Here is a 22,470-nt window from a genome sequence, read left to right on the forward strand (position 1 = left end):
GATTTAGGTTTCTTCATTTAATTTAGTTAGTTTGGTAGTTTATTTTTTTGCCTCTTCACCTTCTTTTACTGCAGGCTTTCCATCGGTTTTTGGAGCTGCTTTGTACTTTTCATTCAATTCTTTGATGATATCTTTAGTGATATCAAATTTATCTTCAGCATATAAAATTGATGCAGCATCACCTGTACCATAAATGTATGCGTAACCGTTCTTTTTACCGTAATCTTTGATGAATTTTTTAACACCACTGATTAAAGAATCCATTTCTACACCGCTTTCTTGCTGTAATTGTTGCGATAAAGCTTGTTGAGCATAACCCAATTGTTGCTCTCTTTTTTGCAATTCAGCTCCTCTTTGTTGTGCCCATTGCTGGCCATTTGCCTGCGCTTGACTTTGAAAATTAGCAGCGTCTTGTTTAAAACGAGTAATTTCAGCTTGTAGTTGTCTCCCTTTTTCCTCCGCCTGAGCTTTGTATTTTGCTTCTAGGTCTTTTGCTTCAGTGTATTCTTTCATTAAAACTGAAGTATCTACGTAAGCTGTTTTTACTTCCTTTACCTCGGCTGCTTTCTCACATGAAACAACTAAAATTGAAAGTGCGATAATTACTAATGCTTTTTTCATTTCTAAATTTCTATTTTTTTTTATTGGTATGAAAGACAAAAATATAAAAAAATAAATAGCACCAACATAAAGTTTAAAAAATGCTAAAAATTTATGATATTAGTTTTCTTTATGGCATAAAAGCATTCTATAAAATATCATTATTAAAAGTGGCTTTCATAGCTTTTATTTAAGATATGTTCTCAAAAAAGACAACGCAAATCCTCGTTTTACTTAATAAAACCTCTTAAATCTGCTTATTTTATCTTTTGAGTCTTTCTCGTATATAAATTTGTGAAGAAAACTTTTTTGAACTTCTATTTATAAAATTTGAATTAGAAAATGAGAGAAAAAAGTACAAACAAACTTTCATTTCCAAAAATTTCGTCTTTTCAAAATTTAAAATGAAAAATTTCCTTTGAATGATTTCTAAAATTTTCATTTTAAAAGAAAGAGAAAAATGGAAACAAAAAACCGAAAAAAACTCCCAATTCGAAGGTATTAGTTTTCTTTATGGATCAAAAAAAAGCTATAAAATATCACTATTAAAAGTGACTTTCATAGCCTTTATTAGAGGTGTTTTTTCAAAAAAAACAACACAAACCCTCGATTTAGTCGAGAAAACGCTTCAAATGCGCTTATTTTGCGTTTTAGTTGTTTTTTAGGACGTAAATGTGCGATGAATACTCTTTTGTAGACGACGCTTTTAAATTTGATCGCAAACCGACAAAAAATGCGCTGATAAAATTCATTTTTCCTGTTTTGTATTTTTCAGAAAGAAGACTCACATAAAATGAATCAAATTTCATTGGAAGTACTTTTTCTAATTTCATATCCACTTTTTCAAAAAGCAATTGAATCGCTTTTTTTGAAAAATGCCAAAAATGAATTGGCACATCAAAAGCTGCCCAAAATTCTCTGTAGTGTTTTGCGTCGAATGATTTAAAATTTGGAACCGCAACAATTAATGTTCCAGTTGGCTTAAGCAAACGCTTCAATTCTTGAATTTGAAGTTCTAAATTTGGAACGTGTTCCAAAACGTGCCACATCGTAATTACGTCAAAAGAATTATTTTCAAGTTCGCTGATTTCTTCAACAAATGAAATACCCTTTTGCTTAGCAATATTTTTTGCACGATCGCTTGGTTCAACTCCAATTACATTCCAACCGTCATTTTTTGCTGTCAGCAAAAAATCACCAGTTCCTGCACCGATGTCTAAAATTTTTCCTTTTTGAGTTTGTTCCGAATTAATTAAATTCAGTTTATTTTTTAAAGCGATACTTTTTACAAAATGATATGCTTTTTCAAAAACAGAACGTTTGTTATCTGTGTGCGAAATATAATCTTCGCTTTCGTAATATCTTCCTAAATTTTCTAAATCGGGTTGCGGAGATGTGATCAGCATATCAAGATCTTCATCATGATACAAATCGAAAATTTCTTTTGAAACAGAATGGTCTTTTACGGTAAGAAAATGTTTTTTATTTAAAACGTCCATTTTTTAATTAATAGTTATTTAATAGAATTCGGGTTTGAATTTATTCAGAATTGAACAGAAGTTCATCTAAACATTTATTTTTTTATTTTTCAATCAAACCGTAAAAAGATGGACTACTGCCCATCTCTACGATTATCAATTTTTTATTTCAAAATAATCCAACGCACTACTTTTAAAAAAAGTTTCACGTGGAACAATTTATTTTTGTTTCAGGTTTTCTTTGTTTCAGGTTTCAAGTTTCACGTGGAACGAAAAATAAATAAAAACAAAATTTCAGATTCCACAAAAACGTGAAACCTGAAACTTGAAACATTTTTTATCTTCCCATATAAATCAAAAGCACGGAAATATCACTTGGTGAAACGCCGCTAATTCTTGAAGCTTGAGAAATGGTCACAGGACGAATTTTGCTTAATTTTTGTTTTGCTTCAATTGACATTGATTTAATTTTATTGTAATCGAAATTCTCTGGAATTTTTACTTCTTCTAAACGATTTAGTTTATCAGCGTTATTTCTTTCCTTTTCGATGTAGCCAGAATATTTAACTTGGATTACTGCTTGCTCAACAATTTCTTCATCCAAATCATTTTCTTTGATATACGAATCTACTTTTTCAAATTTCAACATATCCTCCAATTCGATCTGCGGACGTGAGAAAATCTTAAACATTTTATCACCTTGCGAAATTGACGCTGATTCTTTCGCTTCCAAAATTGGATTTGTCTCAGCAACCGTTACACTAGTTTCTCTAAAAAAAGAAACCATCTTTTCAGACTCGTTTAGTTTGTGTTCCATTCTTCGCATTCTTGCTTCAGAAGCCAAACCAATTTCGAATGACATTGGCGTCAATCTGAAATCGGCATTATCTTGTCGCAACAATGTTCTATATTCTGCTCTCGATGTAAACATACGATATGGTTCTTCCGTTCCTTTTGTAATCAAGTCGTCAATCAAAACTCCAATATAAGCTTCATCACGCTTTAAAATTAACGGCGCTTTTTCGTGCACTTTTAAATGAGCATTTATTCCGGCCATCAAACCTTGCGAAGCTGCTTCTTCATATCCTGTCGTTCCATTAATTTGTCCGGCAAAATACAACCCTTCAACTAACTTTGTTTCCAAAGTATGTTTCAATTGCGTCGGTGGGAAATAATCATATTCGATCGCGTAACCTGGACGAAGAAATTTTACATTCTCAAAACCGACAACGGTACGCAAAGCTTTAAATTGAATATCCTCCGGAAGCGAAGTTGAAAATCCGTTTACGTAAACTTCACAAGTTTTCCATCCTTCTGGTTCAACAAAAAGTTGGTGACGTTCTTTATCTGCAAAACGATTAATCTTATCTTCAATCGAAGGACAATACCTCGGACCTAAACTTTTTATTCTTCCGTTGAACATCGGTGAACGATCAAAACCAGATCTCAAAATATCATGAACATCTAGCGACGTATATGTCATATGACAAGAACGCTGATGCGTTAACGGAACGGTTAAATCCGAATAAGAAAACTTATCCGGTTTTGCATCTCCTTTTTCTTCGTTCATTTTCGAATAATCCAAAGAACGCCCATCAACTCGTGGCGGTGTTCCCGTTTTCATTCTTCCAGCTTCGAAACCGGCATTCACTAAATCTTCGGTAATTCCAGTTGCAGCACTTTCGCCTGCTCTTCCTCCACCGAATTGTTTTTCTCCAATATGAATCAATCCGTTCAAAAAAGTTCCGTTTGTCAACACAACCGATTTGGAACGAATCTCAACTCCAAGCGAAGTTCGAATTCCTTTTATCTTTCCGTTCTCGATAATCAGACCTTTCACCATTTCTTGGTAAAAATCTAAATTTGGAGTTCCCTCCAACATCATTCTCCATTCTTCTGCAAAACGCATTCGATCACTTTGAACTCTTGGCGACCACATTGCTGGTCCTTTCGATTTGTTCAACATCTTAAACTGAATTGCAGTTCGATCTGAAACAATTCCGGAGTAACCTCCAAGCGCATCGATCTCGCGAACAATTTGTCCTTTTGCAATTCCTCCCATTGCAGGATTGCAAGACATCTGGGCTATGTTCTGCAAACTCATTGTTACCAACAAAGTTTTGGATCCCAAATTTGCGGCCGCTGCCGCGGCTTCAGATCCTGCATGACCAGCACCAACTACAATAACATCGTATTCTTCTAAAAACATTTTGTTTTATTATTCTCTGGAAACCGTTTAAGGCAGTTCTCAGAATTAACTTTATTTTTCTTTTGTTCCACGTGGAACTGTTGTTTTGTTTCAAGTTTCAAGTTTCAGATTTTAGATTTCACCTTTCAAAACTAAAACTTAAAAGTTCCACGTGGAACACATGTCGCTTTCTTTTAAAATCGAAAACTAAACGCAAGATGTTTCACGTGAAACACTTTTGAGGACCAATTTTCAAAAAAAAAGAAACGTTTCACGTGGAACACAAAACAATTTACTTCAATTACATGTTTCACGTGGAACATATATATCTTTTCTTTTAGATGTTTAATTACTGTTCCACGTGAAACATCGCAATCTTTTCATCTTCTTTTGAACGCATAAGTTCTGCATCGGCATCGCTTTTATCTTTATATCCACAGTAATGTAATATACCGTGAGCAAGAACGCGTTTCAATTCTTCTTCAAAAGAAACATTAAAATCTTTTGCGTTGTCTTCTACTCTTTCAACAGAAACAAAAATATCTCCGTTTAATTCGTTACCAACTGTATAATCAAAACTGATAATATCAGTTAGTGTGTCGTGGTTTAAATACTCAACATTTATTTTATGCAGGTATTCATCATCACAAAAAATATAATTTATTTCTCCCTCGTTCTTCTTTTCAGAAACAATAACTGCGCTCAACCAATCTGTAAAAGCTTGTTCGTTGTTTAAAGAAAATTCGGTTTCGTAATTAAAGTTTATCATTTTGTATTAAAATATTCTTGAACCTTTTGATTAAAATTCGAGCGCAAAGGTAGCGATTGTCTATTTAAAATTTCTACACTATTTAAATAATCAGTTAATGAGCTTGGTAAAGCATTTGAACGATTCGAAAATTCAGCCTTATTTGTTTCTGATTGACGTTTCGTATCTTGACCTTGTTCCTGAACTGCATTGTTTAATTTTAATAATTCTTGCTGAATATTTAAAATTCTTTGCAGGTTCTCATTCTTAAAACCTTTATTTAAAATCTGCTTTTCTGAAGCTTTCATTTGATCAATTACATTTTTTCCTTGAGCGTCTAAACCTTTTTTAGCTAACTCTTTTTGCAAAGCTTCACGAAGTTTCACTTGCTCTTTGTAAATCTCCATTATCTTTTCGGCATCTCCTTCTCCATCATTTCCTTCATTTCCATCCTTACCATTTCCTCCTTCTTTACTTCCTTGTCCGTTTTTGCCTTGACCATTCTTTCCGTCTTTTCCATTGCCATCCTTCCCTTGCTGACCTTCTTGACCTGGTTTTCCATCTCCAGTTTTTCCTTGCTGACCAGTTCCGGGTTTATCTCCTTGCTTCATTCCATCCTTCATTTTATCGGCAAGACCTTTTTGCTTTTGAATAATATCTGGTAATTGCATTCCTTGTCCGTCTCCTGGTTTTGGTTTTCCCATTCCCGGTTTAGACATTTGCATCTGCATATTGTTTAAAAGATCACTTAAAAAATCGGCTAATTTGTTTGCAGACGAAACAGCGTATTGCTGATGCGAAACTCCTTTTGGGATTTGAACATCGGTTAAAACTTCAATTGCTTTGTCCATACTATATTGTACGTTCCCAATTTCCTTAGTTACATCTTCTGCAATTTTTGGATTTCTAAGAGACATTGCAAACAAACTATCATCGACATGACGGAACTGTTGTTTTAAATTCTGCTGAATTTTGATATTCTTCGTATATGCAGAAGAACCCAATTTCATCGATTTAAATTGTTTCATTACATCTTCCTGAGATAATGAAAATGCTAAAAGGTTATCCAGAATCTGACGAAGCATTGCAACATCTTCTTCCAATTGTTCTTGTTCTCCGCCTTCCATAGTTGAACTCATTTGTTCTGCCATTGACTTCATTTTCTTTGAAGCACTTTTTTGTTTTGGCTTAGCCGAAGAAGTATTCTTTTTATTTAATTCATCCGAAGCTTTGTTCAAATCATTCTCTACATCTTTTTCTTTTGAAGCATCTTTCGGAATATCCAAAGGAGATTTTAAAGTATTGTTTTCGTCTTTCAAATCTTTAAGATCTTCCTGGATTTTATCAAATGATTTATTGATATCGTCTTGCTTCTCTTTTGTGTTTTCAGCATCTTTATTAGAAAGCTCTTCTTGTTTTTCTGCCAACTTATTTAGCTTCTCTGCAACTTGCTCTGCTTTCTTTTCTACATAAAAACGCTTGGTCAATTCCACTAATTGTTCTAAATTACGAGATTGATTTTTGCTGATTTGTTTGAACTTTTCCATCTTATCAAACAACTCTTCGCTGTTTAATTTGTCGTTTAAGTTCTTCAACTCATCCATTAATTTCTGATTCTTTTCTAAATCTTTCTCGGCATTATCTAAACGCTTTTGTAAATCTTCGGCAGTTTTATCTTTCTTATCGGTATTGTATTTGTCTAAATTTTTGTTCATTTTTTCAGCAAACTGCTTCATCATCTCGTCTTGCTGTTTTTGACGTTTGATAAAATCATTTACTTTTTGCTGATCTTTAAACTCTAAATTATCTTTTTCTTTTCCGGTATTTTTTAGTTTGTCCATATCAGAAAATTGCTTTTCCTGATTCTTTAATGACTTCGACAAACTATTAATATTTGCATTTTGCTGTTGCAATTCGGCATCCTGAATTTCATCTGTTGTAGCAACTCGATCTGAAAATGTAGAAGACTTTGTGCTTTTAAATCCGTGCAATGCATCGTTATCAAAAACTTCAAAATAGTATTCATACGATACTCCTTCTTCTACTGCAAGATTACTTGGAAAGTTAAAAACGAACTGATCAAAAACTGCTTGCTTTACAGGAATGGTTCCTCGTTTTGCAGTTTGTGGTTTGCCGTGTTCGTAATAAATAATCTGCAATTTTGATAAACCGTAGTCGTCACCCAACCTTCCTAAAACATAATTTTTATCTAACTTTAAACTATCCGGAGCTGGCGAAACTGCAATTGTTGGATGCTGATCTTTGATAACTGACAGTTGATAGTCTAATTTCTCGTAATTTTTAACCTTATTATTAGAAGTAAGAATTTGATATTCTGTATTTTGATTGATATTTTTAGCCAATTTAAACTCGTTTTCGGCCTTGTTAAACTTCAAAATCAAGTTTTCATCTTTCCAAACTACCTCTTGAGTCGACTGTGTTTTCATTTTCCAAGTTACAATTGTTCCTTCTGGTACGATCGCATTTCCGGTTCCTTGAATGGTTTCTGATTTCTTTTTTAGGTACGATGGAAAATTCAAAATCATTTCGAAATTCGCAATTGATGGAACTGTAATAACTTTTAATTCATATTCATTTGATGAAACTGAATTTCCTTCGAAAGAAAAAGCAATATCAGAAGTTGGTTTTTCAATCTTGAATTCGAACTTTCCAGTTTGAGAAGATTCCATAAAATAGCTTTCATCCCCAATATGAATCATTACGTTTTCTGGCACAATTTTTCCTTCAGTTTCAACTTTTACAATAAAATCTTTGTTTTGTTCTGTCTGAAGTTTGTCATTTAAAACCACAAATTTGAAAGGAGCCGGTGGTAAAAAAGCGGAATTGAAATGTACTACTCTATTAAAACTTTGCGAAATGATATTACTATTTCCAGAAACAAAAAATACTGCAAACAATAAAACCGGAATCAAAGCCAACGGTAAATACTTTTTATTTGAATTAAAATTGATAGCATTTCCAAACGGAATTGGTTGCAGTGAATTTGCTTTTTGTTCTATAGAAGCCAACATTAATTCTGAACTTTCAGCCGAATTTTCATTAGAAGAAAGCTGTAAGAAGTTCGTCAGTTTATCACTTACTTCTGTAAAATGATTTCCAATAATAGCCGAAGCCTGATTATAATCGATTCCCTTTTGAAGTTTAAATAACTTAAAAATTGGAAATAAGATAAATCGAAACAACAGGAAAACTTCTACTGCAATAAATATCCAGAATAAAAGAGTTCTTCCAACTGGTTTTAGCCAAAGAAAATATTCTATAAAAAGGGTAAAAAGAAAATACAAAAGTCCGAAACCAATAAAAAGAAGTGCTCCTTTTATCAATTCGTTCATATAATATTTCTTTATAAATCCTTCTAACTTCTGATATATTGCAGATGATGTTTTCAAAATAAAATCTCTTTTAATTATAACCCATAAAAGTACTAATTATAACGATAAGTCTGAAAGTCAAAAGTCGAAAGTCAAAAGTTTAGCACACAACTAAAAACCTTTCAGACTTTCGACTTTTGGCTTTTGACTAATATCGTATCTTTGCAACAAAATTTATACAAATGTCAAAGCAAGTTCGCGTGCGTTTTGCACCAAGTCCGACTGGACCATTACATATTGGCGGAGTTCGTACTGCCCTATTTAATTATTTATTTGCAAAAAAACATAACGGTGTTTTTTATCTAAGAATTGAAGATACAGATCAGACCCGTTTTGTTCCAGGAGCCGAAGCCTATATTATGGAAGCGCTTGAATGGTTAGGAATTTCTCCTGAAGAAACCGTTGGAAAAAATGAAAAATTTGGTCCGTACAGACAAAGTGATCGTAAACATTTGTACCAAAAATATGCAGATGAATTGATCAATTCGGGTTGGGCGTATTATGCTTTTGACACTCCGGAAGCTCTTGATGCTTTGAGAAAAGAACAAGAAGCGGAAGGAAAAACATTTATTTACAATCATACCATTCGTGAAAAGTTAGATACATCTTTGGTAATTTCTGCAGAAGAAGTTTCGAAAAGAATCGCAAATGGAGAACATTATGTGATTCGTTTTAAAACTCCGGTTGATGAAACTTTACATTTAAAAGATATTATTCGTGGTGATGTTAAGTTCGAAACAAGTTTACTTGATGATAAAGTTTTGTTTAAAAGTGACGGAATGCCAACCTACCATTTAGCGAATATTGTTGATGATCATTTGATGGAAACTTCACACGTAATTCGTGGTGAAGAATGGTTGCCATCTATGCCTCTTCACGCTTTATTATACAGAGCTTTTGGTTGGGATGCTCCGGAATTTGCACATTTACCTTTGATTTTAAAACCTGTTGGAAACGGAAAATTATCTAAAAGAGATGGTGATAAATTAGGATTTCCTGTGTTTCCACTTGAATGGAAAACGGAAGAAGGCATTTCATCTGGTTACAGAGAAAAAGGATTTTTCCCGGAAGCGGTTGTAAACTTCCTTGCTTTATTAGGTTGGAATGACGGAACGGATAAGGAATTATATTCTTTAGAAGAATTAGTTGAAGCTTTCGACTTAAGCCGTGTTCATAAAGCGGGAGCTAAATTTGATCCGGAGAAAAACAAATGGTTCAATCACCAATATTTAATAAAACAAAATGATGCTGATTTAGCGAAGAGCTTCTCTCCTATTTTGGTTGAAAAAGGTGTTGACGTTTCAAAATATGACGTTACAAGAATCGTTTCTTTGATTAAAGAAAGAGCTCATTTCGTTTCAGAATTTTGGGATTTAACCGATTTCTTTTTCCAGGCACCAACAACTTACGATGAAAAAGCAAGCAAAAACTGGAAGGAAGAAACTCCGGCTTTAATGCAGGAATTGATTTCAACTCTTGAATATATTGATGGATTTGATTCAGCAAATATCGAAGCAATCGTAAAAGATTGGTTGACTAAAAACGAAATTGGAATGGGTAAAGTGATGCAACCTTTCCGTTTGAGTTTGGTTGGCGCTCTTAAAGGTCCTCATCTATTTGACATTGTTGAGATCATCGGAAAAGAAGAAACTATTTCGAGAATTCAGAAAGCGATAGCTACTTTATAATTAAAATTCAATTCAAAAATAGAAACGCTAAGAAACATCAAACAAATGTTCTTAGCGTTTTTTTAATGTTTTAAAATTTTATTTTAGAAGAATTTTCGTAATTTACGAGATCAAAAATCTAAATTAATTATCACCATGGGTACAGCATTTATTATTTTAATAGTCTTCGGATTATTTATTTTCTTGTCATCTTTCTTTACTGTAAAACAACAAAGTTCTGTCATAATCGAAAGATTTGGGAAATTTCACAGTGTTCGTAATTCAGGATTACAACTTAAAATTCCGTTAGTTGACAGATTGGCCGGACGTGTAAATCTTAAAATTCAACAATTAGATGTTATCATCGAAACCAAAACTAGAGACAACGTTTTTATCAAAATGAAAGTTTCGGTACAGTTTAAAGTTATTCAGGATAAAGTATATGATGCGTTTTATAAACTAGAATATCCTCATGATCAAATCACTGCTTATGTATTTGATGTTGTTCGTGCCGAAGTTCCAAAGCTAAAATTGGATGATGTTTTTGAAAGAAAAGATGATATCGCAATTGCTGTAAAAAGAGAATTGAACGAAGCAATGACAACTTATGGATATGATATTATCAATACTTTGGTAACAGATATTGATCCAGATATTCAAGTTAAAAATGCAATGAACAGAATCAACGCTGCTGACAGAGAAAAAACTGCTGCTGAATTTGAAGCTGAAAGTTCAAGAATCAGAATTGTTGCAAAAGCAAAAGCAGAAGCCGAAAGTAAACGTTTACAGGGTCAAGGTATTGCAGATCAGCGTCGTGAAATTGCAAGAGGTCTAGTAGAAAGTGTTGAAGTTTTAAACAATGTTGGAATCAATTCGCAAGAAGCTTCTGCCCTAATTGTCGTTACGCAACATTATGATACTTTACAAGCAATTGGAGCCGATGCAAATTCTAATTTAATCTTGCTTCCTAATTCTCCACAAGCCGGAAGTGACATGTTAAATAATATGGTTGCTTCCTTTACAGCATCAAATCAAGTTGGTGAAATGATGAAAAAGAATTACAAAAAAGTTGAAAAACACAAACCAACTCCACCACAATCTGGTTATGAAGATGATATTCAACCACAAAATACTTAATAAAAAAAGAGGCTTTAATTGCCTCTTTTTTTATTGATAAACCAATTGATAACAAAAGGTATAATAGACTGTAAAATTTTTGGATATGATTTTTTAAAGTAATCTGTGTAAGAGGAAACAAAACCATTTACAATTTTTTGTGGTGTTATGCTCTCTTTAGTTCTTTGAATACTTAAAACTAATTTCTGATAATTTATCTCTTTTTCCAATTTCAAAATTTCCAGATCTCTGTCAAGTTCTGCATACGATGAGTATTTTTTCTTTTCCATAATTCTTAATCATTAAAAAAGATTTCTGAAAATTTCTCTAAAATTGGTCCTTCAACAAACTTGTCTTTTACAAAGAAAAGTAAAATGGTAAAAACCAAATAGATCCCTCCTACTGTCAAAAATCCAAGAGCATTGCTTTCAAACAAACTGCCAAAAGCGTACGCTGCTGCAAAAGATCCAAAAATTAAAACCATTGTAAAACAAACCAAAATCAAGGTAAACTTAAAAATTAAAGTAGTAGATTTCATTGCTACTTTAAAACCCCAAAGTTTATAATATGCTAAATGACTTTCAATATATTCTTTAGCCTGATCTTGAATATTTTCAGTGTTTTCTTTTAATTCTTCAAAAGCCATAATGATGATTTTAAATAAAAAAACACATTACTTTTCATAAAAATAATCAAGTAATGTGTTTTGAGAATGATATTATTTTTGAAGTTTAGCGTTCTGTGCTTTTAAATCGGCCAATTTAGATTCTAAAAAAGTGATTACCTCTTCAGTTTTATGGCTTACATTAGAAAGCAACTCATTTAATGTTCCATCAAGATTTTGCGTTGCTCCTTTATATTTTTCACGAAGTACTTCAGAACTTGCAGAAAGAGAATCCTTTAAATTATGCGTAGCATCATCTATACCTTCTTTTAATTTTGCACGAGTTTTAGATCCTTTGTCTGGGGCAAATAAAATTCCGATAGCTGCACCAGCAGCGGCAGCAGCTAAAATTGCGGCTGCAGTATTTAAGTTCTTTGACATAATATTAAAATTTAAATGAGTAATAAAGGTAAACTTTTTTAAAATATAAATTACTGAATAAATGTTATTTACAAAAATTTAACAATACAATTAATACATATAAGCAACAGCTTCATATTTACCATCTGCCTTTTGAACAATACTTACAAATGGATATCCACTTGAAGCCGATTTTGTTTTGATTCTCATAGCAGTCTGGTTCTGATTTGCAATTGGCGGTTCACCCTTTGTCCTTGTCGAAACTCCAGTAAAACTAGCTGCCTGTTTCAGTCCTATTGTCTTTTCTTGAGGCAGAACAGTTACCATTTTGTAATCGTCTTTTGAATCTACAACTATCTTATCTGAAACCTTTTGCGTTTGTTTTGTTTGTTTATTTGTAATAGATGAAACGGCATGTTTACTTATTTTTACCTCTTCCGAACTTCCGTTTACTGAATAGTAAATTAAACCATTTTCGTTTTTAATGAAATTAACATCAAGCTGTTCACCATTGTGTTTTGTAATTTGATGTGTCTGAGAAATTGCAACATTTGCAAATAAAATTGCTAGCGTAAAATATAAAATTTTCATGATTATTAGATTTAAATTAAAAATGATCAGATTTGAAATTTAAAAACTAAAGCTTAACACAAATTCAATATTATGGAATTTTGTCATTATGATATAATTTGAAAAATACCTTTTACGCGAAATATTATCAAAAGTATATCACAATAAAAATGAGAACATAAAATTGTCTTTTCAAGAAATCAATATTGAAAATCTACTGCAGTAAAAATCACGAGTTTTTAAAACCAATAAATTTCAGTTTCGTTTCTGTAACGGCAAATTTTAATTTTTATAAAAATCATCTCTGATTTTTAGTATTGAGTTAAAAATAGCAACTTTATAAACAATTGTATGTTAACAACCCGTTAAACTGACAAAAATAACAGCAAAAAGTTAAATAAAGACACTAAATAAACAATAACTCAAAAAATGAGTTATGTATCGAAGTAATAAAAAAATGAGCTTAAAATAGATTTATGAAGGTCATTTTTACGATAAATCATCTATTGAATTTAATTTTAAAATAGATTAAACTTATTATTAATAAAAACTTGTAAAATTTAAAAATTAATAAATAAAATTTATATTTTAAGATTCAATAAATTTTTAAAGATGTAATTTCATCTAATTACAAAAATGAATTTAAAAATTAAGGTTATAAACAATTCAGTGTTAATAAGCCTTTACGAGTACTAAATTCAGGTCTAAAATTAAAATTAAGGCTTTAATTTAATTATTTTATAAAAGATGAGTTCTATATCGGAAGAAATAAAAAATTAGCTTAAAATCAATTTATGAAGGTTATTTTTAATCTAAAATATTTATATATTTTTTAATTTTGATAGAAAAACTAAATAATAAAAAAAGCGCTTATAAAAAGCGCTTTTCCATAGATTCTAATTATTTTATATTTTTACCATTTCAGATAAAATTTCAATTTCTCTTTCTGATGCATTTTTTGGAGGATTTGAATATAATTTCAAAATTTCATCATCAAACTGATTTTTGAAACTTTCGTTTTCAAGATCTCTTAAATTTAAAAGTGCTTTTGATCGAACATAAGTTGATTCACTTTTTAAAGACATTGAATATAATTTCTTAATATCTTCTTCTTCAAAATCTGTAGATTTCCAGTTTGAATATTTTAAAATAAACTGAGAAAACAACAGTGAAGCCTTATTATTATTGATATTCTTCTTCAAAGAATTCTGCAAAAGTGAAAAAGTAGAGATATTTTTAATGTTCTCCCCTATTGCGCTTTCAATTGCAATACGCTCTGGTTTTGTCTCAACTTTGAAATATTTATTGATATCTTTCAAAGAATTATTGATGCTGTTTTCTTCTTTTTTGCCTTTTTCTTCCCAGGCATCTTTTAATCCAACAGTTTTGTTAAATACTAATTTTGAAGAAGTTGAGTCTTTATCAACAGTAAAATAACCTAAACGTTGAAACTGAAATTTATCTTCATTTTGAACTGTTGCTAAACTTGGTTCAACAAATCCGGTTACAATTTCTAACGAATTTGGATTCACAAAATCTAAGAAATTTTTCTCTTTATAACTGTCCGGAGCTTCATCTGTAAACAAACGATCGTACAAACGAACTTCTGCTTCAAGTGCATGCTGAATTGAAACCCAGTGTAATGTTCCAGATACTTTTCTTTGACTTGATTCTGTTCCGCTTCCGCTTAAAGAATCTGTATCATAAGTTACATGAATTTCAGTAATATTTCCGTTTTCATCTTTTATAACAGATTCACCTTTAATGATATAAGCATTTTTAAGACGCACTTCTTTTCCTAAAGTCAAACGGAAAAATTTAGCTGGAGCTTCTTCTAAAAAGTCTTCTCTTTCGATATATAATTCACGAGAAAACGGTACTTTTCTGAAACCAGCATTTTCATCTTCCTGATTATTTTCAGCTTCTAGCCATTCTTCTTTTCCTTCCGGATAATTTGTAATTACCAATTTTACAGGATCTAAAACAGCCATTACGCGAGGTGCAATTTTGTTCAAATCTTCACGAATACAGAATTCTAAAACTGATACATTTATTAAATTATCACGTTTTGCAATACCAATTGTATTAGCAAAATTACGTAAAGAAGTAGCTGTATAACCACGTCGTCGCAATCCAGAAATTGTTGACATTCTAGGATCATCCCAACCGTTAACATGCTTTTCTTTAACTAGTTGCTGTAATTTTCTTTTACTAACAACAGTATGTGATAGGTTACGTCTTGCAAATTCTCTTTGCTTTGGACGAATCTCATTTTCATCAATAATTTGATCTAAAAACCAATCGTATAATTCACGATGAGGCAAGAATTCAAGTGTACAAAATGAGTGTGAAATTGCTTCTAAATAATCACTTTGTCCGTGTGCCCAATCGTACATTGGGTAGATTTTCCAGGCATCTCCCGTTCTATGGTGATGCTTGTGTAAAATTCTATACATAATTGGATCACGCATCAACATATTTGTTGATTTCATGTCAATTTTTGCACGAAGAATATGTGTACCAGCCTCAAATTCACCGTTTTTCATTCTTTCGAATAAATCTAAGTTTTCTTCAACAGAACGATTTCTGTATGGACTGTCAGTTCCTGTAGTTGTTGGCGTTCCTTTTTGAGTTGCCATTTCTTCAGAAGATTGACTGTCAACATAAGCTTTATCTTTTTTAATTAACAAAACGGCCCAATCGTACAATTGTTGAAAATAATCTGATGCATAACGTTCTTCTGCCCAAGTATAACCCAGCCATTCAACATCTTTTTTAATAGCATCAACAAATTCCTGTTCTTCTTTTTCAGGATTCGTATCGTCAAAACGTAAATTTACAGGTGACTGATAATCAATTCCTAAACCAAAATTTAATGCAATAGAACTTGCATGACCAATATGTAAATAACCATTTGGTTCTGGTGGAAAACGAAAATGAAGTTTGTTTTGTGAAAGACCTGATTTTAAATCTTCCTCTATGATTTGTTCAATAAAATTGAGTGATTTCTCTTCTGATGCCATTATTTTATAGTAATTTTAGCAAAGATAAAAAAAAGGTTTCAGGTTTCAGGTTTAAAGTTATTTAAGTGGCGCATAACCTGAAACTTTAAACGTGAAACAATATAAAAATGGGAGTTATAAAACTAAAAAACATTCGTACTTTTTCATACCACGGATGTTTAATTGAAGAAGGAAAAATTGGATCTAATTATACTGTTGATCTAAAAATTAAAACAAATCTTCAAAAATCGGCAGAAACAGATCATCTTTTAGACACTGTTGATTACGTACATTTGAATAAAATTGTTGAAGAAGAAATGGCAATTCGTTCCCATTTATTGGAACATGTGGCCAAAAGAATCAATATTCGTGTACTTGCTGAAATAGAAATGGTAGAAAAAACTACAGTTTGGGTTTCTAAAATTAATCCGCCTATTGGTGGTGATGTTGAAACAGTTACCATAAAAATGACGGAAATTAGAAAGTAATTTTTAAAACTAAAATCGTATTTTTTCAAAATACTTCATATGAAACTTTTGAATTTTAAAGATTTTAGTTACTTTTGCCATCCGTTCAAGCAATGGCGTCGTGGCCGAGCGGCTAGGCTGGGCTCTGCAAAAGCTCCTACTCCGGTTCGAATCCGGACGATGCCTCAAAAAGAGATACAGAAATGTGTCTCTTTTTTTTATGTTTAATTTTTAGAAAAGATTAGATAAAGATTTACGTTCGAATCCGGACGATGCCTCTAAAACCTTAAAGGAAACTTGGAGTTTTTTATACCTAATTTTTCCACAATCTTGTCATTTCGAGGAACGAGAAATCTTCACGAGAAGCTCTACAAAGATTGGACAATTATTACGGAGTTACTTGCAAAGATTTCTCGTTCCTCGAAATGACAACTGTATATAACAACTTTACAAAAATTTAAAAACCAACAATTATAAACACAAAAAAACCTCTGAAATTCAGAGGCTTAATTATCTATTTTTGAGTTATTAACAACTACTTATTTTCAATCTTTTCAAAAGCGTTCTTAACCATTTCTTTTTCTTTTGGAAACCATCCTTGAATCATTAAAACAAATCCAAAAACCATTAAAACTACACTAATTCCTTTTTTGATTTTTAATATATTAGTTGGTGTCATTTTAGATTTTAATTGTTTAGCTAATAGTATTTTAAGACAATCCACAAATAAATAAGTTAAAATTACTGCAGTAAAAAATGTAATCATTCTTGAGTTTTGCATTTCTAACTTTGGTCCAACAGAAATAATCACAGCCAGCCAAAAACCAAGAACTCCAATGTTGATAACGTTGAGTAAAAAACCTTTTACAAACAAACTTCCGTAGTTTCTTTTTAAGATATCACGATCAATTTCTTCATCATTAATTTTTTCTTCTTTCTTCAATTTTACAAAAGAAATAATACCATAAGAAAGCATTATTATACCTCCAAAAATAAAAAGAGCTGGTTTATCTTTTAAGCTCGAAATCAGTCTGTAACTTCCTAAATACGCGATAGCGATAAAAAATATATCGCCTAAAACCACTCCAAAATCAAATACAATTGCAGATCTAAAACCTTTTGTAATACTGGTTTCTAATAAAACAAAAAATACCGGACCTACCATAAAGCTTAGAACAAGTCCCCATGGCAGTCCAGCCAGAATATCATTTATCATCAAAAATTATTTTACTTCTTCAATTTTACCACCAAAAACTGTTTTTTGGTTTATTTGTCTAGGTTTTCCATAAATGTAAATAGAGCCTCCTGCGCTTACTTTTGCGTCAACAAGGGTTGATGCATTCACATCTGCTTTTCCTCCCGCAGAAACGCTTACAGTAGTTTGAGACGTAGCTAATTTACTTGCCAGCAAATAACCGCCAGCTCCTAAACTTGCATCTTGATTTGAAGCTTTTCCTGTCAAAGTAATTTCTCCTCCAGAAACTGAACTTACTTTTAGTTTATCAACATCTAGTTCAACAGTAATTAAACCACCTTCCTGGGCACTTACTTTAAATGAAGTTGCTTTGATGGCTTCACTGCTTTTAACCTCTGCTCCTTCGTTTACATCTATAAGCTCGATATGTTTGTAATATAGCGTAATATCAAGATCATTTCCTGATAAAAGCTTTGGAAAAGGCATTCTTAATTTCAAAGTTCCATTTTTATTTACGGCTTCTACTTCAGATTCTCTTGCTCCTTTTATAACAATTTTATTTTCAGATGACTGAACTAATTTTACACTTAACTTATCAAATACTTTTACGGTATCAAAATCACCTAAGTCTTTAGTAACCTGACCAAAAGACATTTGAACAAATAAAATTACTGCTCCTATAATTAGCTTTTTCATACTTTTATTTTTTTAATTAATACTTATTCGGCTCTTCTTAAAAAATGGAAATCCAGTTGTTTTTTAACTAAATCGGCATTTTTTACTTTAACATAAATTTCGTCTCCCAATTGCAAAATGCTGTTTGAAGTTGCTCCAACCAAAGCATATTGTTTTTCATCGAAAGTATAATAATCATCTTTTATTTCTCTGATTCTTACCATTCCTTCGCATTTATTCGAAACGATTTCAACATAAATTCCCCATTCTGTAACACCAGAAATAACACCCAAGAATTCTTCATCCTGATGATCCTGCATGTATTTAACCTGCATGTATTTGATACTGTCACGCTCAGCATTTGTTGCTAAACTTTCCATATTTGAACAATGTAGACATTTTGTTTCGTATGTTTCTTCGTCTACAGAAGCTCCTCCATCTAGATAATATTGCAACAATCTGTGTACCATAACGTCTGGATAACGACGAATTGGCGATGTAAAATGGCTGTAATAATCAAAAGCTAAACCGTAATGACCAATATTATCTGTCGAATATTTGGCTTTACTCATACTTCTAATAGCAAGAGTATCAATTAAGTTTTGCTCTTTTTTTCCATTTACCTCTTCCATCAAAGCATTCAATGATTTTGAAATATCGCCTTTATTACGGAAATCTATTTTATAACCAAATTTAGCAATTACAGTTGCCATTGCAATTAATTTGTCTTCATTTGGTTCGTCGTGAATACGGTAAACAAATGTTTTCTTTTGTTTACCAATGTATTCTGCCACTTTTCTATTAGCTAAAAGCATGAATTCTTCAATCAAATGATTCGCATCTTTTGAAATTTTGAAATACACGCCTTCTGGTTCTCCTTCCGCATCTAAGTTGAATTTCACTTCTACTTTATCAAAAGAAATAGCACCATTCTGCATTCTTTTCTTTCTTAAAATCTTAGCTAATTCATCCAATTTCAAAGTCGCTTCAACAATTTCATCTGAAACAACGTAAGATTCACCAGTAATAGAAATATCAACCGGAATTGTATTGTCTTTTGTTTCAATGATATATTGCGCTTCTTCATAAGCAAAACGCTGATCGGAATAAATTACTGTTCTTCCAAACCATTGGTTAATAACTTGTGAAGTTGGTGAAACTTCAAATACTGCAGAGAAAGTATATTTCTCTTCATTCGGACGAAGTGAACAGGCAAAATTAGATAAAACTTCTGGAAGCATTGGCACTACTCTATCTACTAAATAAACTGAAGTTGCTCTTTGATAGGCTTCATCATCTAGGATTGTTCCTTCTTCCAAATAATACGAAACATCGGCAATATGAATTCCAATTTCGAAATTTCCGTTTTCTAACTTTTTGAAAGACAACGCATCATCAAAATCTTTTGCATCTTTTGGATCTATCGTAAACGTTAGCGTATCACGCATATCACGACGTTTTGCAATTTCAGATTCCTGAATTGAAGTGTCTAATTTTTGTGCGTACACTTCAACTTCAACTGGAAAATCAGATGGCAATCCGTATTCTGCTAAAATAGCATGAATCTCAGTATTATGTTCTCCTGGTTTTCCTAAAACTCTGATTACAGATCCAAACGGACTATCAGCTCTTTTTGGCCAGTCTTCAATCTTAACTAAAACAACATCACCATTTTCTGCTTCATCCATTTTATCCTTTGGAATAAAAATATCGGTATACATTTTAGGATTTGCAGTCGAAACAAAAGCAAAATTTGCCTGAATGTCAATAACTCCAACAAATTCTGTTTTATCTCTTTCTATAACTTCAATTACTTCACCTTCAGGTCTTTTTCCTTTTCTTCGGTTATAAACATAAACCTTTACTTTGTCTTTATCTAAAGCACGATTCAAATTATTTGTCGGAATAAAAACATCTTCTGCAAAATCGGGACAAATAAAATAAGCCGTTTTTCTGCTCGTCATATCTATCGTTCCTTCGTAATAATCTTGACTAATTGCTTTGATCAAATATTTTCCAGGTTCAGTTTCAATAATCTTCTTTTGAGCAGCAAGAATTTTCAAATCTTTAATAATCTGATTTCTGCTATTGGTATCATCAAGTTCAAGCTTTGCAGCTATTTGTTTATAATTGAATGGTTTATTAGCACTTTGCGATAAAATTTTTACTATCTTACTAGAGAAATCTTTCTCTTTTTTTATCGGCTTTCTAATTTTCTTACTCATATATCTTTTCTTATAAGGTTTAAAATTACAAATAAGATATCAGAATATAGATTTTAACAATTAGAATTATTAAAAATATAACTTTTCGTACATTTACAAAAAGACCTTTATGGAAAGCTTTAAAACCATCGCCATATTCAATTACCAGCACGAAACTGTGGTTCTGAAACACTTACTTGAGCAGGAAGAAATCCCCTATTTTTTCGAAAACGAAATGACGCTTTCGGTCGCGCCAATGTACTCTGCAGCGCTGGGAGGCATTCGCCTGAAAGTTCATCCGGACGATTTCGAACAAGTTCAGGAAATTTTAGACAATCTCAACAATCCTCTGAAAATCGTCTGAAACAAAAAATAAAAAATCAATTCCAATTTCAAAAATCAATTTCAAATCAGAATAAATTCATTTCAAAAAATAAAATTTTTCCTTTTCAACTTTTTTAGTTTTCAACATATATTAAATACAACAAAAAAGATTTTTAAAAATTTAAAAAAATTTGTTGGTTATTATAGCTTGTTAATATGTCGAATAAATTTATTTTTAAAAGTATTGAAATGAAGTTTCTCTTAGTTATTGGCAGTTATTAACATACTTATTTTTAGTTAAAAGTTTAATTTTTAAGACTTTTTGAATTTTAATTAACAACGGTTGACAACCAAAAATGAATTCATTTTGTAGATAAGTTGATATGTTGATTTCTGTTGAAAATGCCATTTTTGATATTGATAACTTTTCCAAAAATTCACGAAACTTTTCTTGCATATTTAAATCCAGTTTTGGATTAGGTTTTTTTTCGACACAACCAAAAAAAACTTCTAATTTTCTTTTCGAACTTATTAACAAATAATGTTAACTTAAAGTTAATTGAATATCAACGAATTACGAATCGCTATCAACACTTCAAAATTTTAACAAAAACATTGTTTATTATTTATTGATTATGAGTTACTTATAGCGTTATTAAAATTGTTAATAACTGATAAGGTTTTGACAGTGAAATAGTTGTAAAATGAAGTGTTTTTGCCACGAATTGCACGAATGTACACGAATTTATATTGGAATGTTTATATAGTATTGAAAAAGATAATAATTTGTGAAAATTGGTGTAATTCGTGGCGAACATCTATTTATTAAGTAAATTTGCATAACACAACTAAATAGTATAGAAAAATGAAAATTTCGATAGGAAACGACCACGCTGGCCCTGAATATAAAAAAGCAATTGTTGAAATGCTGAAAGCAAGAGGTTATGAAGTAACTAATTACGGAACAGATACTGATTCTTCTGTAGATTATCCTGATTTTGGGCATCCGGTTGCAAATGATGTATCTGAAGGAAAAGCCGATTTTGGAATTGTAATCTGTGGAAGCGGTAACGGAATCGCAATGACTGTTAATAAACACCCGAAAGTGAGAGCTGGCTTATGTTGGACTAAAGAAATCGCTTATCTAACACGTTTACACAACGATGCAAACATCGTGAGTATTCCGGCGCGTTTTACTTCTATTCACCAAGCTGTTGAAATTGTTGAAACTTTCTTAGATACAGCTTTTGAAGGTGGAAGACACCAAAATAGAGTGAATAAGATTGCTTGTTCATAAAACGTCAAAAAAAAAATCGGGTGCTTCGCACCAATACAAATAAAACACACCGGGCGGATTTAAAAATCTATCCGGTTTTTTTATTATAAATAATTGATTTTAAGGTAATTAAATATTAAGTTTTTAGGTTATTAACAATGTTAATATCTATATTTTAGAACTTAATTTAAGGTAAATCAAGAAAGCTTGAATCAAAAAAATAATAAGAAATTTGATAATAAATGAAGTTTTACTCGTTTTATGTCTGAAGAAAAACATAGCTGTTAATAAACCTGGAGTTCCTCCTATTAATTGTAGAAAGAATAGCGTGTTTTCAGGGATTCGTCGTTTATTTTTTCGAGCTTGATATTTATCATAGCCGGCAAGAATAAAAACGATGATATTTATAAATAAAAAATAGAGTAAAAAAATTTCCATTGGCATAATATTCAAAACAAAGATATTATTTTAGCCAAATGATTAGTGATTTTTCTTGTATATTTTAACAAGTAAATTATACTAATTTATAATTAAGAATTTATTT

20 protein-coding genes and 1 tRNA gene are annotated in these 22,470 nt (G+C 31.5%); 7 read left to right on the forward strand and 14 right to left on the reverse strand.

Annotated elements, in window-relative coordinates:
- Positions 1-39: 39 nt before the first annotated feature.
- Complete coding sequence (locus RB619_RS04665; RefSeq protein WP_308094779.1) at positions 40-621, reverse strand: OmpH family outer membrane protein; 582 nt, start codon at positions 619-621, stop codon at positions 40-42.
- Positions 622-1,022: 401 nt separating this feature from the next.
- On the opposite strand from RB619_RS04665, the gene RB619_RS04670 reads away from it, so the two are divergent.
- A complete protein-coding gene (locus tag RB619_RS04670) occupies positions 1,023-1,265 on the forward strand; it encodes a hypothetical protein (protein ID WP_308094781.1) in 243 nt (80 codons plus the stop codon).
- Here RB619_RS04670 and RB619_RS04675 read toward each other — a convergent pair.
- The 4 genes from RB619_RS04675 to RB619_RS04690 all read right to left on the reverse strand — a co-directional run bounded on the left by RB619_RS04675 (position 1,251) and on the right by RB619_RS04690 (position 8,424).
- Positions 1,251-2,099, reverse strand: a complete 849-nt coding sequence (locus tag RB619_RS04675; RefSeq protein ID WP_308094783.1) for a class I SAM-dependent methyltransferase — start codon at positions 2,097-2,099, stop codon at positions 1,251-1,253. The two genes, RB619_RS04670 and RB619_RS04675, sit on opposite strands and share 15 nt — an antisense overlap.
- Before the next feature lie 316 nt (positions 2,100-2,415).
- Positions 2,416-4,287, reverse strand: coding sequence for a tRNA uridine-5-carboxymethylaminomethyl(34) synthesis enzyme MnmG (gene mnmG, locus RB619_RS04680; RefSeq protein WP_308094786.1), 1,872 nt, complete (start codon positions 4,285-4,287; stop codon positions 2,416-2,418).
- A 328-nt stretch (positions 4,288-4,615) separates the two neighbouring features.
- A complete protein-coding gene (gene ybeY / locus RB619_RS04685; protein ID WP_308094791.1) occupies positions 4,616-5,035 on the reverse strand; it encodes an rRNA maturation RNase YbeY in 420 nt (139 codons plus the stop codon).
- Complete coding sequence (locus tag RB619_RS04690) at positions 5,032-8,424, reverse strand: DUF4175 family protein (RefSeq protein ID WP_308094794.1); 3,393 nt, start codon at positions 8,422-8,424, stop codon at positions 5,032-5,034. The genes ybeY and RB619_RS04690 overlap by 4 nt, the downstream gene beginning before the upstream one ends.
- Positions 8,425-8,588: 164 nt before the next feature.
- Between RB619_RS04690 and gltX the strand changes: the two genes are divergently transcribed.
- Both gltX and RB619_RS04700 read left to right on the forward strand, forming a co-directional pair.
- Positions 8,589-10,094, forward strand: a complete 1,506-nt coding sequence (gene gltX / locus RB619_RS04695) for a glutamate--tRNA ligase (RefSeq protein ID WP_308094797.1) — start codon at positions 8,589-8,591, stop codon at positions 10,092-10,094.
- A gap of 135 nt (positions 10,095-10,229) precedes the next feature.
- Positions 10,230-11,210, forward strand: coding sequence for an SPFH domain-containing protein (locus RB619_RS04700; RefSeq protein WP_308094799.1), 981 nt, complete (start codon positions 10,230-10,232; stop codon positions 11,208-11,210).
- A gap of 14 nt (positions 11,211-11,224) precedes the next feature.
- On the opposite strand, the gene RB619_RS04705 is transcribed toward RB619_RS04700, so the two are convergent.
- The 5 genes from RB619_RS04705 to RB619_RS04725 all read right to left on the reverse strand — a co-directional run bounded on the left by RB619_RS04705 (position 11,225) and on the right by RB619_RS04725 (position 15,806).
- A complete protein-coding gene (locus RB619_RS04705) occupies positions 11,225-11,479 on the reverse strand; it encodes a DUF6327 family protein (RefSeq protein ID WP_308094801.1) in 255 nt (84 codons plus the stop codon).
- 5 nt (positions 11,480-11,484) lie between these two features.
- Positions 11,485-11,835: a competence protein gene (locus RB619_RS04710; protein ID WP_308094804.1), complete on the reverse strand. Its 351-nt coding sequence runs from the start codon at positions 11,833-11,835 to the stop codon at positions 11,485-11,487.
- Positions 11,836-11,907: 72 nt separating this feature from the next.
- Entirely contained in the window at positions 11,908-12,234 is a 327-nt protein-coding gene (locus RB619_RS04715; protein WP_308094807.1) for a YtxH domain-containing protein, read from the reverse strand.
- 90 nt (positions 12,235-12,324) lie between these two features.
- Positions 12,325-12,804 (reverse strand): hypothetical protein, encoded by a 480-nt coding sequence (locus RB619_RS04720; RefSeq protein WP_308094811.1) that lies wholly within the window; start codon positions 12,802-12,804, stop codon positions 12,325-12,327.
- Between the two features lie 884 nt (positions 12,805-13,688).
- Positions 13,689-15,806, reverse strand: a complete 2,118-nt coding sequence (locus tag RB619_RS04725; protein WP_308094815.1) for a glutamine--tRNA ligase/YqeY domain fusion protein — start codon at positions 15,804-15,806, stop codon at positions 13,689-13,691.
- 107 nt (positions 15,807-15,913) lie between these two features.
- On the opposite strand from RB619_RS04725, the gene folB reads away from it, so the two are divergent.
- Both folB and RB619_RS04735 read left to right on the forward strand, forming a co-directional pair.
- Positions 15,914-16,273: a dihydroneopterin aldolase gene (gene folB / locus RB619_RS04730; protein ID WP_308094817.1), complete on the forward strand. Its 360-nt coding sequence runs from the start codon at positions 15,914-15,916 to the stop codon at positions 16,271-16,273.
- Between the two features lie 94 nt (positions 16,274-16,367).
- Positions 16,368-16,438: transfer RNA gene (locus tag RB619_RS04735), tRNA-Cys, on the forward strand.
- 349 nt (positions 16,439-16,787) lie between these two features.
- On the opposite strand, the gene RB619_RS04740 is transcribed toward RB619_RS04735, so the two are convergent.
- The 3 genes from RB619_RS04740 to rnr are packed head-to-tail and all read right to left on the reverse strand — an operon-like array spanning position 16,788 to position 20,347.
- Positions 16,788-17,468, reverse strand: coding sequence for a LysE family transporter (locus tag RB619_RS04740; protein ID WP_308094820.1), 681 nt, complete (start codon positions 17,466-17,468; stop codon positions 16,788-16,790).
- A 6-nt stretch (positions 17,469-17,474) separates the two neighbouring features.
- Positions 17,475-18,143 (reverse strand): head GIN domain-containing protein, encoded by a 669-nt coding sequence (locus RB619_RS04745; RefSeq protein WP_308094823.1) that lies wholly within the window; start codon positions 18,141-18,143, stop codon positions 17,475-17,477.
- A gap of 23 nt (positions 18,144-18,166) precedes the next feature.
- Positions 18,167-20,347, reverse strand: coding sequence for a ribonuclease R (gene rnr / locus RB619_RS04750; protein WP_308094825.1), 2,181 nt, complete (start codon positions 20,345-20,347; stop codon positions 18,167-18,169).
- A gap of 109 nt (positions 20,348-20,456) precedes the next feature.
- On the opposite strand from rnr, the gene RB619_RS04755 reads away from it, so the two are divergent.
- Both RB619_RS04755 and rpiB read left to right on the forward strand, forming a co-directional pair.
- On the forward strand, positions 20,457-20,690 hold the full coding sequence (locus RB619_RS04755) for a putative signal transducing protein (protein WP_026727317.1): 234 nt from the start codon (positions 20,457-20,459) through the stop codon (positions 20,688-20,690).
- Positions 20,691-21,515: 825 nt separating this feature from the next.
- Positions 21,516-21,947, forward strand: coding sequence for a ribose 5-phosphate isomerase B (gene rpiB / locus RB619_RS04760; RefSeq protein ID WP_308094829.1), 432 nt, complete (start codon positions 21,516-21,518; stop codon positions 21,945-21,947).
- 147 nt (positions 21,948-22,094) lie between these two features.
- On the opposite strand, the gene RB619_RS04765 is transcribed toward rpiB, so the two are convergent.
- Positions 22,095-22,370, reverse strand: coding sequence for a DUF1294 domain-containing protein (locus tag RB619_RS04765; RefSeq protein ID WP_308096162.1), 276 nt, complete (start codon positions 22,368-22,370; stop codon positions 22,095-22,097).
- Positions 22,371-22,470 lie beyond the last annotated feature (100 nt).

The sequence above is a fragment of the Flavobacterium sp. LHD-80 genome (assembly GCF_030929605.1).
Classification (GTDB): Bacteria; Bacteroidota; Bacteroidia; order Flavobacteriales; family Flavobacteriaceae; genus Flavobacterium.

Bases quoted from the DNA above. Each gene is read 5' to 3' on its own strand.
- RB619_RS04740 (WP_308094820.1), bottom strand. From the start codon at position 17,468: ATGATAAATGATATTCTGGCTGGACTGCCATGGGGACTTGTTCTAAGC.
- folB (WP_308094817.1), top strand. From the start codon at position 15,914: ATGGGAGTTATAAAACTAAAAAACATTCGTACTTTTTCATACCACGGA.
- RB619_RS04705 (WP_308094801.1), bottom strand. From the start codon at position 11,479: ATGGAAAAGAAAAAATACTCATCGTATGCAGAACTTGACAGAGATCTG.
- ybeY (WP_308094791.1), bottom strand. From the start codon at position 5,035: ATGATAAACTTTAATTACGAAACCGAATTTTCTTTAAACAACGAACAA.
- RB619_RS04715 (WP_308094807.1), bottom strand. From the start codon at position 12,234: ATGTCAAAGAACTTAAATACTGCAGCCGCAATTTTAGCTGCTGCCGCT.
- RB619_RS04710 (WP_308094804.1), bottom strand. From the start codon at position 11,835: ATGGCTTTTGAAGAATTAAAAGAAAACACTGAAAATATTCAAGATCAG.
- rpiB (WP_308094829.1), top strand. From the start codon at position 21,516: ATGAAAATTTCGATAGGAAACGACCACGCTGGCCCTGAATATAAAAAA.
- RB619_RS04720 (WP_308094811.1), bottom strand. From the start codon at position 12,804: ATGAAAATTTTATATTTTACGCTAGCAATTTTATTTGCAAATGTTGCA.
- RB619_RS04670 (WP_308094781.1), top strand. From the start codon at position 1,023: ATGATTTCTAAAATTTTCATTTTAAAAGAAAGAGAAAAATGGAAACAA.
- RB619_RS04745 (WP_308094823.1), bottom strand. From the start codon at position 18,143: ATGAAAAAGCTAATTATAGGAGCAGTAATTTTATTTGTTCAAATGTCT.
- RB619_RS04700 (WP_308094799.1), top strand. From the start codon at position 10,230: ATGGGTACAGCATTTATTATTTTAATAGTCTTCGGATTATTTATTTTC.
- RB619_RS04725 (WP_308094815.1), bottom strand. From the start codon at position 15,806: ATGGCATCAGAAGAGAAATCACTCAATTTTATTGAACAAATCATAGAG.
- gltX (WP_308094797.1), top strand. From the start codon at position 8,589: ATGTCAAAGCAAGTTCGCGTGCGTTTTGCACCAAGTCCGACTGGACCA.
- RB619_RS04755 (WP_026727317.1), top strand. From the start codon at position 20,457: ATGGAAAGCTTTAAAACCATCGCCATATTCAATTACCAGCACGAAACT.
- RB619_RS04765 (WP_308096162.1), bottom strand. From the start codon at position 22,370: ATGCCAATGGAAATTTTTTTACTCTATTTTTTATTTATAAATATCATC.
- RB619_RS04665 (WP_308094779.1), bottom strand. From the start codon at position 621: ATGAAAAAAGCATTAGTAATTATCGCACTTTCAATTTTAGTTGTTTCA.
- mnmG (WP_308094786.1), bottom strand. From the start codon at position 4,287: ATGTTTTTAGAAGAATACGATGTTATTGTAGTTGGTGCTGGTCATGCA.
- RB619_RS04675 (WP_308094783.1), bottom strand. From the start codon at position 2,099: ATGGACGTTTTAAATAAAAAACATTTTCTTACCGTAAAAGACCATTCT.
- rnr (WP_308094825.1), bottom strand. From the start codon at position 20,347: ATGAGTAAGAAAATTAGAAAGCCGATAAAAAAAGAGAAAGATTTCTCT.